The sequence below is a fragment of the Desulfospira joergensenii DSM 10085 genome, from assembly GCF_000420085.1.
Lineage (GTDB): Bacteria > Desulfobacterota > Desulfobacteria > Desulfobacterales > Desulfobacteraceae > Desulfospira > Desulfospira joergensenii.
This window is the reverse complement of record NZ_ATUG01000001.1, coordinates 1,486,820-1,498,842: the sequence shown is the minus strand read 5'-3', so window position 1 is coordinate 1,498,842 and position 12,023 is coordinate 1,486,820. Positions and strand designations below refer to the sequence as shown.

General features: G+C 50.1%; 12 protein-coding genes and 1 pseudogene. 7 read left to right on the top strand and 6 right to left on the bottom strand.

Going from position 1 to position 12,023, the window contains the following annotated elements; translation table 11 throughout:
* Positions 1 to 18 precede the first annotated feature (18 nt).
* From F608_RS0107555 to F608_RS0107535, 5 genes are read left to right on the top strand one after another with little or no spacing between them, the layout of a single operon-like run.
* The gene (locus F608_RS0107555; RefSeq protein WP_022665023.1) at positions 19 to 264 is read left to right on the top strand and encodes a sulfurtransferase TusA family protein; all 246 of its coding nucleotides are present in this window, start codon (positions 19 to 21) and stop codon (positions 262 to 264) included.
* A 3-nt stretch (positions 265 to 267) separates the two neighbouring features.
* Complete coding sequence (locus tag F608_RS0107550; RefSeq protein ID WP_022665022.1) at positions 268 to 558, top strand: hypothetical protein; 291 nt, start codon at positions 268 to 270, stop codon at positions 556 to 558.
* Between the two features lie 10 nt (positions 559 to 568).
* A complete protein-coding gene (locus F608_RS36565) occupies positions 569 to 739 on the top strand; it encodes a hypothetical protein (protein WP_022665021.1) in 171 nt (56 codons plus the stop codon).
* Positions 740 to 760: 21 nt separating this feature from the next.
* Positions 761 to 1,240 (top strand): hypothetical protein, encoded by a 480-nt coding sequence (locus tag F608_RS0107540; RefSeq protein WP_022665020.1) that lies wholly within the window; start codon positions 761 to 763, stop codon positions 1,238 to 1,240.
* Between the two features lie 14 nt (positions 1,241 to 1,254).
* On the top strand, positions 1,255 to 1,569 hold the full coding sequence (locus tag F608_RS0107535) for a hypothetical protein (RefSeq protein WP_022665019.1): 315 nt from the start codon (positions 1,255 to 1,257) through the stop codon (positions 1,567 to 1,569).
* A 58-nt stretch (positions 1,570 to 1,627) separates the two neighbouring features.
* On the opposite strand, the gene F608_RS0107530 is transcribed toward F608_RS0107535, so the two are convergent.
* Both F608_RS0107530 and F608_RS0107525 read right to left on the bottom strand, forming a co-directional pair.
* Complete coding sequence (locus F608_RS0107530) at positions 1,628 to 2,881, bottom strand: EAL domain-containing protein (protein WP_022665018.1); 1,254 nt, start codon at positions 2,879 to 2,881, stop codon at positions 1,628 to 1,630.
* Between the two features lie 283 nt (positions 2,882 to 3,164).
* Positions 3,165 to 3,446 carry a hypothetical protein gene (locus F608_RS0107525; protein WP_022665017.1) on the bottom strand — a complete coding sequence of 94 codons (282 nt, stop codon included), beginning with the start codon at positions 3,444 to 3,446 and terminating at the stop codon, positions 3,165 to 3,167.
* A 228-nt stretch (positions 3,447 to 3,674) separates the two neighbouring features.
* On the opposite strand from F608_RS0107525, the gene F608_RS0107520 reads away from it, so the two are divergent.
* Positions 3,675 to 4,343 carry a TetR/AcrR family transcriptional regulator gene (locus tag F608_RS0107520; protein ID WP_022665016.1) on the top strand — a complete coding sequence of 223 codons (669 nt, stop codon included), beginning with the start codon at positions 3,675 to 3,677 and terminating at the stop codon, positions 4,341 to 4,343.
* Between the two features lie 442 nt (positions 4,344 to 4,785).
* Positions 4,786 to 4,998, top strand: a pseudogene (locus F608_RS35620) (DUF3786 domain-containing protein); the annotation flags it as partial.
* A 79-nt stretch (positions 4,999 to 5,077) separates the two neighbouring features.
* Here the strand turns inward: F608_RS35620 and F608_RS31120 are convergent.
* The 4 genes from F608_RS31120 to F608_RS0107490 form a co-directional block, all read right to left on the bottom strand.
* Positions 5,078 to 7,333, bottom strand: coding sequence for a TRAP transporter permease (locus F608_RS31120; RefSeq protein WP_022665014.1), 2,256 nt, complete (start codon positions 7,331 to 7,333; stop codon positions 5,078 to 5,080).
* A gap of 18 nt (positions 7,334 to 7,351) precedes the next feature.
* Complete coding sequence (locus tag F608_RS34525; RefSeq protein WP_022665013.1) at positions 7,352 to 7,819, bottom strand: DUF1850 domain-containing protein; 468 nt, start codon at positions 7,817 to 7,819, stop codon at positions 7,352 to 7,354.
* Position 7,820: 1 nt separating this feature from the next.
* Positions 7,821 to 8,795: a TAXI family TRAP transporter solute-binding subunit gene (locus tag F608_RS0107500; RefSeq protein WP_022665012.1), complete on the bottom strand. Its 975-nt coding sequence runs from the start codon at positions 8,793 to 8,795 to the stop codon at positions 7,821 to 7,823.
* A 346-nt stretch (positions 8,796 to 9,141) separates the two neighbouring features.
* Positions 9,142 to 11,982 (bottom strand): fused MFS/spermidine synthase, encoded by a 2,841-nt coding sequence (locus F608_RS0107490; protein WP_161626831.1) that lies wholly within the window; start codon positions 11,980 to 11,982, stop codon positions 9,142 to 9,144.
* Between the last annotated feature and the right edge of the window lie 41 nt (positions 11,983 to 12,023).

Below are 12,023 nucleotides of genomic sequence, written 5' to 3'. Positions count from 1 at the left end.
AACCAAGGAGATTATGAAATGGAGCTTAATGAAATAACAGCGGATCTGCAGCTTGACACAAGGGGGCTGGCCTGCCCCATGCCCCTCTTGAAAACAAAAAAAACTCTGAAAGGGATGGACTCCGGCCAGGTCCTTGAGATCCTGGGAGATGACCCGGGATCAAAGAACGACATCCCTGGCTGGTCCGGCAAAGGAGGCAATGAGTTCCTCGGCATGGAGGATTCGGCGGAAGGCTATACCCGATATTTCGTGAAAAAGGGGTAAAACATGGCTCAAAAAATAGCGGTTGTGGTTAAGGATGTGGAACAGCAGTATGAGGCACTTCGGACGAGTCTGGGCCTGCTGCTGGAGATGGCCGAAGTCCAGATGTTTGTTCTAAACCATGAAATTGCGAATATGGATGAAGCCTATAGTGAAAATATGGAATTTTTAGATGAAATGGAGGGTGAGCGTTTCACAAACAACGAGGAAAATGCAGAAAAATACGGATTTAAATTTGTTTCTTTCAGCGAGATCGGAGCCTTGTTAAAAGAGGCCTCGGTCGTTATTCCGTTTTAAGGAGGATTCCATGAAAACGCTTCATATCTATCGAACAGAGCCGGATGAAACCGTTAAGACCCTGTTGCCGGCAACTGCCGACCGGGAAGACAAAGAGGTTGCCCTGTATGAGCCGGACCTCGACTGGGAAGCCCTGGTTGAGGACATCTTTTCGGCAGATAAGGTGATCTCTTGGTGGTAATGGTTTACAGGAGGACTATTTATGGATAAAGATCTTGCCTCAGCCATCATGCTTGAAAGATGCAGCTGCTATGACAGATCCCTTGAAGCTGCCAAACGTGTTCTTGCCAAGAACGAACCCGCCTCTGACGATGCGTTCTGGGCAAGGAAAATTGTAAAGTCACTGGGCGAGGAGTTTCTGAAACAACGGTTTATGGACAGGGCCATGGAGTGTTACCAGCTTCTTACAGAAGCAGCCTTCCCACAGGAAGAATGCCCCGGCAAAGAGGAAATGGAGGCATTTCATAACCTGGGGCCCAATAGCATGGACCTCAAGACCTCTGTGAGCCAGGATGTATTTGAATTGTTTCAGACAGTGAATCAGAGCCGATGTAATGCGTCCAAAAGTGAATCCGAGCTTCTCAGGGAGGCGGTCTATCTTCTGATTCTGGAGCACGCATCTGACAAAGATGTCAGGGAAAAACTGTTTAAAAAACTAGAAAAAGTGATTAGAAAAGATTGATTTAAGGAGATAATATGTCTGATTCATTGGGAATCCTTGTTACATCCAACCGGCATCTTGAATACGTGGTCAACCTGACCGAGGCGGCATACGCCAAGGGGAAAAAGATCCAGATTTTTTTTACGGGTAACTCGGTAAGCCTGGGTTTTGAACCTGACTTTAAAAAACTCGTCGGCAAGGCAAGGCTCTCCGTATGTGACGTGAGTTTCCGGGCCAGTGGATTCCATGGCAGGGAAGACGAGGTTCCCGGAGTCGGGTTCAAGGATTTTGCCACCCAGGCCAGGAATGCAGAGATGGCCGTCGAGTGCGACAGGTACCTTGTCCTTTGATATGCTGTCATTTGCTTCCATTGCTCATAAAAACGGATGAGTTGTTCTTTTCTCCTGCTTACAGGACAAGATCGCAGCACAACACACTGTCTTTTTCCGGCCCTTTGAATTTCATGGAAAGGGTAATGCACATATGGGCACCGGTAATGGAGAGATAGGGCCTTGTGATTTGGAGCTGATCCGGATGGAGAATGGCCCGTTTTAAATAATGGCGCCTGAACCAGTCGGCATTTCTGGCATCTTCTATGGGCTTAAACCGCTGATCCTTGTCCAGGGCACAGGACTTTGAAAACAGGGTTCTGCCGATCTGGATGCCGTCGGTTCCGATCAGATAACACCTGGCAACCGAGGGATCGGACATCAGGCCCGTTACCGCCTCTTCCGTGGTCAAGCCGCTTTTTAATCCCTCCACCGATCGGGTGAACAGGCAGGAGTACTTATCGATTCTTTTTTGAAATCGTAAATCATCCCTGTTGGAAAAGTCCTTATACTGCTTAAAGAGGTCCCCAAACTGATCAAACCCCCTGGGGGGATCTGACAGGTTTGTGAAAGGTCTTCCAAAATAAAATCCCTGGACAAAATCTGCATCGCTTTCAATGGCGATGATGGCCTGGTCCCGGGTCTCAATTCCCTCAACCAGAACCAGGGAGCCTGCCTGGTGAAGGAGGGCAATGATCCCCGGCAGCAGAGCCCGGATGTTTTTCTGCTGGGAAGCCTTTACCAGAAATGACCGGTCCAGCTTTACGATGTCGGGTTTCAGGTTCCAGATGCGGTTGAAATTTGAATGGCCTGCCCCGAAGTCGTCAATGGCCACCAGACACCCAAGGCTTTTGTAAAACTCTATATTTTCCATCAAGAGATAATTGTCTGAAATGGGGTGCTCCACAACTTCAATGACGATCCTGTGGGGCGGAAAATCAAACAATTCAAGCAGTTCTCTGAAATAGGAGCCATATTCCATGCCGTTGATGATGGTTGTCGGGGAAACATTTAAAAACAGCCAGTTGACCGGATTGTCCAGGCTTTTGAAGTTGTTGATGTGAATATAGCGGCAGAGCCGGTCCAGATGAATCAGTTCAGCAGAACCTTTGTTGGTGTCAAACAGGGAGACAGGGCTCACCCAGCGATCCTTTACCGTGTCTTTGACCCTTACCAGGGCTTCATGCCCGACCACCCGTTTGTGGGCAAGGCTGAAAATGGGCTGCAGCGCTGTATACAGGTCAAGACCATTCATCTGTCCGGTCAGGTAGGGTCTCTTTTTGACGGCCCATTCCCGGATAAACGGCAGGTCTAAACGGATGTCTGATTTCATTTGATTCTTTTTTCTAAAAGCTCACTGCCCGGTTCACAAAATTAAAATTCATAACGGGGTAGAGAAAAGCAATTTTTGTGCCAGGATGTCTGGGTGAAAAATGAATTGAAATAACAATGGGTTCCGGGGACGAGATGGATATTCGGCACGGTGGAATGTGCGAAAATGTAACTATTCTTGTTGTCTTTTCCACATATTTGCAACTCGGCATTCTCAAAAATACCTTTGGCAGGGGTTCGGTCCGGAAGCCGGACCAAACCCCTGGATGGATCTTTGTGCTGCATCAGGACCCGGAAGGGGACGGGTCGGTCCCAATTTGAGTTTCCGTGATCTTGTCCGTTTTTTCCCGGGCCTGGCCTTTGACCGGGTCCTCCTTTTGGATTTGCGCCTGGGCAGGCTCTGCCTGGGAATCTCTGATCAGTTCAGACCCGGTCACCACTGTGACAAAGGCCGCACCAAAGATCAGGGTCAAAGATGCGGGATCAATAAACGCCTGGGCCGAAGATATTGAACTAAAAAATATCAGGTTGAGTATGGCGATAAAGGTGATAAGTTTTTTTTTCATTATCTGTTTCTCCTTTTTCTTTTTTAAAAAACATGGATAGAATCATGACATACGGATCAACAGCCGGCATAACTGACCCGTGGTCATTTGTTTAAAATATAATTGACCGATGGTCAGTTGTCAAGGAACAAATGACCGATAGTCAATTATTTTTATTGTTTTAAAAACGGGTATTTGATACTGTCCGGAAAATGATACTGATCCGCAACAGAAAAGGAAGCCTCGGCCATGGCAGTCCGGAAACGAGCCATCAATGAAAAAGACAAACTCAGACGCAGGGAAAAAATTTTAAAAACCGCCTGGCTGCTTTATGAAAAAAGTGAAGGGACCCTCCCCACGGTTTCCGAGATCGCCCGGAAGGCCGGACTGTCCAAGGGAAGTGTCTATCTTTACTTTAAAACAAAGAATGAGATTTTTCTTTCTCTTTACATGCATCAGCTCAAATTGTGGCATGACTCCGTTGCCGAGACTTTGGAAAACCATCCCGGGAAGATAAGTGTATCCGGGTATGCCAGGCTGTCAAGTCAGTACATCATTGAAAATACCCTGGTCTTGAAAATGGGAAGCATTGCCAACAGCCTTTTCGAAGGAGATGATGACGAGGGGATGTTTCTGAAATTCAAGATTCAGCTTGCCGGGTTATTGGATGCCCGCAGCCAGATGACCTGCAGACTTTTCCCGGGTCTGAGCGCGGACCAGTGGGTAAAAGTCCATCTGAGGATCTATGCCCTTATATTCGGTCTGTGGCAGATGTTTTACAGCCCCAGGCAGGTAAAGAAGCTGCTTCAGGAAGCTCAAATCGACATATTTGAACCCGATTTCAGCGAGAGCGTGATCGAGTCTGTAACGACTTTTCTCAACGGGGCTTTGCAAAAGGGACCGGACAGGCCCGTCTGATTCTGCCTTTATCCGGCCCGCACTTAAAATGACAGCCCTTGTGCGGTATAGTGACCCAAATCAAAAGAGCCGGGTCCGTCACCTTTTTAAAGAAGAGACAGGCCTCTCTTTCAAACGATACCTCAAATGGCTCAAACAATGGAAGCGGTAAAATATGCCTGTATTGCCGACAGCAACCTGACGGAAGCAGCCCTATGGCCGGTTTTTCAGACTCTGCCCATTTGAGCCGTACCTTTAAGCAGATGTTCGGTCTGAGTCCCTCCTCTATCTTTAAATAAAAAACCAGCCGGAATCTTCAATCGGAACCACCGGGCTGCCGGGTTTGTCCCGAATCATTCCAAATCCGATCCAAAACTGGTTTTTCCAGAAGGAAAAATCCAAATAGCCGCTTTGTTCAAGTGAAAATCGGGTCAATTCTTTATCGCCGGATAAGAGGTTCCAGGCGGACATTTCCGTTGTACTCAGCCCACTGCCCAAAGTACCAGTGATCTGCTATATTATGGAAGCGGAAGAGGGTCTGCCGTCCACATTGAATTTATTTTTAGATCGATCCATTGTTGCCAACCTGTCCATTGATTCAGTGTTGACGCTTTGCGCCGGCTTCGCCGTCATGATTGAAAAAATCACCGAGAAAGATGGCGTGATCACGGTATAGTGAATGGAATCCGGGAACAACATCCCTGCCCAGGGCAGATGCCCTGGGCAGGGGGCTGATTCAATCCGGTCGGTTTGGGTCAGGCATTGGCCGGGGCCTGTGCCGGTGTTTTGAAAAACTGGGGCAAAAGTACGGCAAAGACAAGGGCCGCACCCACCAGGATCACGGTGAGTTCGCTGGATACCAGAAAGAGTCCCCCGATGGTTAAAAGGACCTTGCCCAGGGGGCGGACCGGGAATCGAAAATAGCCGATATAGGCCGCAGACAGGGCAATGACTCCCAGGATGCCGCTGACAATGGCCAGGGAAAATTCAGTGATCGTAAAATTAATGAAGAGCATGCTGGGGGCATAGACAAACATAAAAGGCACCAGGGCCTTGCCCATGGAGAGCCGGAATGCCGTGGTACCGGTCCGCATGGGATCTGCCCCGCCAATGCCTGCACCGGCATAGGCGGCCAGGGCAACGGGCGGTGTTACATCCGCCAGGACCCCGTAATAAAATACGAAAAAATGGGTGGCGATCAGGGGGACCCCCAGGTTGTTCAGGGCGGGCCCGGCAATGGAGGCCAGAATGATATAGCAGGGGGTGGTGGGAATTCCGGCTCCCATGATGATGCAGGCAACGGCCACCATGATCAGACCAAAGAAAAGGGTGGATCCGCCTAGGGAAACCAGTCCGAATGGAATGATCCCGGAGATGAACTGACCGGCTGCGGACGAAAGCTCCAGAACCGCCCCGGAAAATTTAAATCCCATGCCCGTAAGGGTCAGGACGCCCAGGATAAATCCCACGCAGGCGCAGGCAGCTCCGATGGCCAGGGCATACTTGGCCCCTTCATCCAGGCCCTTTGCAATCCGTCTGGGGGTCAGGGTCTTGGTGTCGTCCAGCTCACCGAGCCCCAGTTTTTTGGTAATGGGGGGAATATAGGAACAGACCACGGTGAGGATGATGCCCCAGAAGGCGGCCAGATAGGGGGTAAACTGCATGAGCAGCAGGGTGACCATGACGGTGAGGGGAATCACCAGGTGCCAGGATGTCTTGAGCACCTGCATGATCTGGGGGATCTGTTCTTTGGCCATGCCCTTAAGGCCCAGGCGTTTGGCTTCCAGGTGGACCATGGAAAAAATGGCCAGGTAGTGGAACAGAGCCGGGATGATGGCGATGAGGATGATCTCGTTGTAGGGAACCCCGAGCATCTCCGTCATCACAAAGGCCGATGCCCCCATGATGGGCGGGGTGACCTGTCCGCCGCAGGAGGCCGAGGCCTCAACAGCAGAGGCAAATCTTGGCGTGAACCCGTTTTTTTTCATCATGGGAATGGTGAAGGATCCCGTGGTGGCGGTATTGGCAATGGGAGAACCGGAGATCATCCCGAAAAATCCGGAAGAGACCACTGAAACCTTGGCCGGCCCGCCGGAGTATTTCCCGGCCAGAATCATGGCAAGGTCAATGAAGAGCTGCCCTAGTCCGGATGCCTGGGCCATGACGCCGAAGAGAACAAAGTGGAAAACATAGGTGGCCACAACCCCCACGGCCACACCGTAAATGCCTTCCGTACCCAGATAGAGGTGCTCCACAATGCGGATGATATCATATCCCCTGTGGGCCAGGACCCCGGGAAGATGGGGACCCAACACCGCATATAAAAGGGAGAGGGCGCCGATGGAAGGCAGGGTGTTGCCCATGACCCGCCTGCAGGCCTCCGTGACCATGATAACGGCCAGAAGCCCCATGAGATAGTCGGGCAGCCCCGGGAAACCAATGTTGACGATGAAGATTTTCTTGAAGAAAACAATCAGGTAGAGGGAGATGCCCCCTGCGGCAATGGCCAGGGGCCAGTCTGTAAAGGAGAGTTCATCCCCCTCTCCCTTGAACTGCCGGATGGGCAGGGCGGTCAGGGCAACGAAAAAGATAAATGCAATGAGCCCGATCTCGCCGATGAGGGGAAGCTCGTCTGCAAAACGGGAACTCAACTGCCATGCCAGGAAAAGATAAAACCCGGCAAAACAGAGGCTGAAAATCCAGTCCGAGACGATCTTTTTGGGTTTTCGCCTGGGGAAGACAAGAAAGACCAGACCCAGCACCAGGGTCAGATGGACGGTCCTGTGCATGACCTCGTTGAGAAGGCCGAACCCGGCCGTATAGACATGGAAAAGACTTAGAACAATACAGAGAAGAGCAGTGATCTTGGCGGTAATTCCGCCCAGATTTCTGAAATTGGACTCTGCATCATATTTTTTTACAATGGCCTCGATCTGGGATTCGTCCACTTCTCCCTGGGAAAGTCCGCTTCCCGGCGGCTCTGGGTTGTTTTTGATTTCCTCAACGCTCATTTTACATCCTTCTTAAGGTTACTCTGTGGTCAATAACAGGGCCTGGTCTTCCCACTGGTTCAGGTTGACGGTCCGGCCCTGAACCGTGAGACGGTTTTTGTAGTTTTTATCCGTCCGGACCACCAGCCGCGGCATGGGCCTTTCCATATGAAGAACAAAGTGCTGGTCCTTCTGTTCCCAGAAAAGCCCGCCCGGCTCTTCCGGGCTGGAGGGCAGTCCTGCCCCATGGGCGGAAAAGATTTCCCGGGTCTGGATAATCTCCCGGCCCCGGATCTCATAGACATCAATCACCTCTGTTTTGGATACGGAGTGGATGAATGAGAGGGAGAATTGCTTTTCCGGCCCCAGGGGGATCCTGAAGAGTTCCCCTTTTTCCGGAAACCGTGAAATAACGATCTGCCCGGCTGTCCCAAAGGATACCAGGGAACTGCAGGCGGCCAGTATGCCCAATAGGCATACCAGCACGCCTGAAACCAGGGGTCTCATCCTATTTTATGAGGCCTTTTTCACGATAGTAGCGTTCCGCACCGGGATGGAGGGGAATGGAAACAGACTCAAGGGCCTTTTCAAGGGAAATCTCCTTTCCTTTTACATGGACCTTGGCCAGGGTATCGGTATTTTCATACAGGGCCTTGACCACATTGTAGGCAGTCTCGTCGTCCAGTTTATCATGGGTGGCCCAGATGGCCCTGACGGCAATGGTATTCACATCGCTGGTCTGACCCTTGTAGGTGTTTGCCGGCAGTACGGCATTGGCATAGTAAGGCTGAACCTTCTGGAGAGCTTTAATGGGAGCGCCGGTCAAAGGAAGGATCAGGATGTCATGGTGGTTGGCCAGCTCAAGCACGGAGGCCGTGGGAGTACCGGCGGTGATCAGAGAGGCGTCCAGGTTGCCGTCCTTGATTTTTTCAACAGACTGGGAAAAGGAAGAGTAGTCTTCTGAAATATCGGTTTTCCGGTCCATTCCATAGGAGGCCAGAAGATCGCCCAGCAGCTGCCACTGGCCGGATCCCGGGGAACCGGAGGAAATGGATTTGCCCTTGAGATCGGTAAAGGTTTTCACCCCGGCATTGGCCCGGACCACCAGCTGAACGGTTTCCGGATAGAGGGCGCCCAGGGCCCTGATGTTTTTCAGGTTCTTGCCCTTAAACTGCTTGATTCCCTTATAGGCGGCATCCAGGATATCGGCTGCCACAAAGGCAGACTCAATCCCCCCCCGGCTCAGGAGGGTGGCGTTGGCAACCGAGGCATTCCCGGTTTCTGCTGTTGCGGATAGTTTTTTTCCGTCAATGACCACCTTGTTGGAGATCATCTGGGCCAGCATTCCGCCCAGGGGATAGTAAGTACCACCGGTACCGCCGGTGGCAATACCGAAAAAGATTCTGTCGGCGGCCAGGGCCTGGCCTGAGAACAGACCTGCTGCCAGAAATAGGGTGGAAATGATCAATGCGATTTTTTTCATTTAAACTGCCTCCTCTTGTGTCGATTAAATAAACCCCGGAATAAAACCATTTTAACCCGGGAAATTGAGTTGGGGATGATAATTGGCCGCATTTGTAAATCCGTCCAATTTTTTCGGTTCATTCAGACCCAAACTGCCAAAATGACCAAAGACCTGCCCGATCTTCAGGCGGATCTTTTAACGCTGATATATACACTTTTTAACGGGTATATTCAACAGTGTTGCCTGTTTTTCGGATATATGGCGTTCTTTTCCCGTTTCCAAGGTCCAACGGGGTTTGACAGTCCATGGACGGAGGTTTAAAGGCAATTTCATTCCGGGATCCATTTTCATCCGTATCGCCCATTTACTCTTTTATGGACTTCATTTTAAGTAAATCCGGATTATCCGGAAGGTAGAGCAGGGCCTGGGTAAGGGTGTCCTCGGCCTCTTTTTTTTCTCCAAGGGCATGTAACGCCTCTATCCGTGCCTGATACGCCTCGGGGTAAGTCGGAAAGTTCCTCTGGAGAAAAGCGGTGACTGGCAATACTTCCCTGTCGCGCCCGGATTTGGCCAGGAAATTGACCAGTTCGATTCCTGCCCCGTAAGCATGGATGTTGTTCCGGTCGGAAATGGCACTCTTTAAATGGGTTTCCATTTGCTCAAATTTATTATCTGCTTTTTCCTTCATCGCAATTTGATAATCCAGGGCCCCGTTCCTTGCAACCCCGGCCATCTCTTTGGACAGTTTTTCCGGAGATATTCCCGGGAAAAGAGATATAAAACCGGTTGTGTTGTTCTTTTGGAAGGTTTTACTGAGCTTGAAATAGAGGTTGGCCCGGGACGGATTCATCATATCCATGGGAATTTGATGTTCAAGCCAAACATTATCATCTGTGCTGAGCTTGGCAAATGGAGAGAGATAGTCATTGAGTTCTTTTTCAGCGCCCAGGAAGAATGCCGCCAGATTGTAGGGCGTGAGAAAATCCATTTTTTTAAAATCTTCATGTACGCGTTTTGAATAGAACCGTTTTTCCACGGTTGACCACGGTGTTTGAAACGGGGTCGCGGAACCGATGACCACAGACTCCCCGAAAAAGGTAAACAGGGCAAGATGGGGAAACACATCATGTACCGTGTTTAAGATAACATTATAGGAGTCTTCCGAAATACCGGATAAAGGGATCCATTGACAGAAAACACCGCCGGGATTCAAATGGGCTGAAACCGTTTGGTAGAAATCTCTTGTGTACAGATTTGCCGCTCCGGCAACAAAGGGGTGGATCGGATCCGTGGTTATAATATCGTATTTTATGCCGCTGTAGGTGATATGGCTCCTGCCGTCAATCATCATCACATTGGCCCGGGGGTCTTTCATGGGGTGATCGTTGATGTGATTAAAATATCTGCTGGCATTAACCACACCCTGTTCCAGCTCGAAAATATTGACCTGTTTAACATCAGGATACAATAGTACATTCCCTGCGGTCACGCCGGTACCGAATCCGATAATACCGACGGTTTCTGTTTTTTTGGCAAACAGCATGGGGAGGTGGCCCAGAAATTCCAGATGCATCCGGCCATGAAATTCTGTTGATGAAACCCACCCGCCGCTCAGGTGAAGGGTCAGGTTTCCGTCGTTGAATTTGTTCCCCACAACAGCAACGCTGTTGTTAATGCCTTCCTCAAAGTACAATAAGCGGCCTTGCTCCAGGCGTCCTTTGTCCATGTCTTTTTTAAAGGATTCCTTTTGGATCATCTCAATATACACCCCGGAGTTGAGAACGGCCTGATCCGCTCCCGGGTGCGCAAAACATCCGATCAGGAACAGGAGAATCACACCGGCGGCGACACCGGTTTTAGATGTCCGGCCGGCATCGGAATTCTTCAGATACCAAAGCAGGGACAGGAAAATACTTAAGCCGGCGGAAAGCATCAATGAAGTTTGTATCCCCAAAACCGGCAGCATCCAGAAGCCTGCCGCAAGACTGCCGATAACCCCTCCTATAGTGTTGAAAAAATATAAATGGCCCACTTCGGTATTTTGCTGAGATCTTTGGGGCAATTGCTCCTTTCGATAAAAGTGGACAATGGTGGGAAAGAAAATGCCCAAAGGAATCGTAACGGGAAGAATGAGCAGGGATGCCAGGCCCGCCTGCACCAGAAGGTTGCGATAGGTAAAGACATCACTGGTATATTGGATGAACATTTTCCCGTACCACAGGGGCAGTTCATTTATGAAAAACAGCGAAAAAAGGCCGCCAAAGCCAATGAACCCCAGCAGGACGGTGATGAGCATTTTTCTGTCCCCGAAACGCCGGATCAAACGTGATCCGAAAGTGCTCCCCAGGCCGATGCCGGCAAGGTAGGTCGCCAGCATGATGGAAAAGGAGTGGACAGAGGGGCCGATAATCCTGGCCAGAAGCCTGAACCAGATTATCTCATATGCCAGGGCACTGATGCCTGAGAAAAAAAATACCCATGCAATTTTATTCGGGGTAAAAAAAGAATCTTTACGGGAAGACTCTGTAACAGCAGGTTCTTTTTTCTTTTTTTTCAGGGATTTTACCGGAGGGGATAAAAAGAGAGCCGGCTTCCATTTGGGAAAAAGGCATACGGCGATACCCACCATGAGATCTGCTGCACCGGTATAGAGACAGGTTTTAAGAATTCCCAGCAGGGGAACAAAATAGAAGCCTGCAGCAAGCGTACCGAAAAGGGCCCCCAGGGTATTGGCGCCATAAAGCAGGCCTGTCAGATAGGCATACCTGTCCTTGATTTTGTCATAGGATGCCCCCACGACCACCGGCAGGGTCATCCCCATGAGAAATACCGGCAGAAGCATCATTAAAAAGACAATGAAAAAACGGGCGGCCAGAAACCATCCGCTGTCATAGGCCAATTGGGTGTGAAGAAAGGTAAACAGCGGGGTTGTGCTCCTGAACAAGGGAATGGAAATCAACCCGAGAAAGCCGATGCCCAATTGGAGATATCCGTATACCTTTATGGAAAGGCCTGCTTCCCATTTTATCCGGGCGGCACACAAGGCCCCCAATCCCAGCCCCAGCATATAAACCGTTACCACGGTTGTCGTGGAAAAAATATCCACACCCAGAAGATAAGAAAGCTCTTTGGACCATGCCACTTCGAGTGATAAAGAGGTGGCTCCTGAAATAAAAAAAGCCGCGACCAGAAACCATTTAAACACGAAAACGGATTCCGGCTGTTTTTTGGGAGAATTTTTCATGA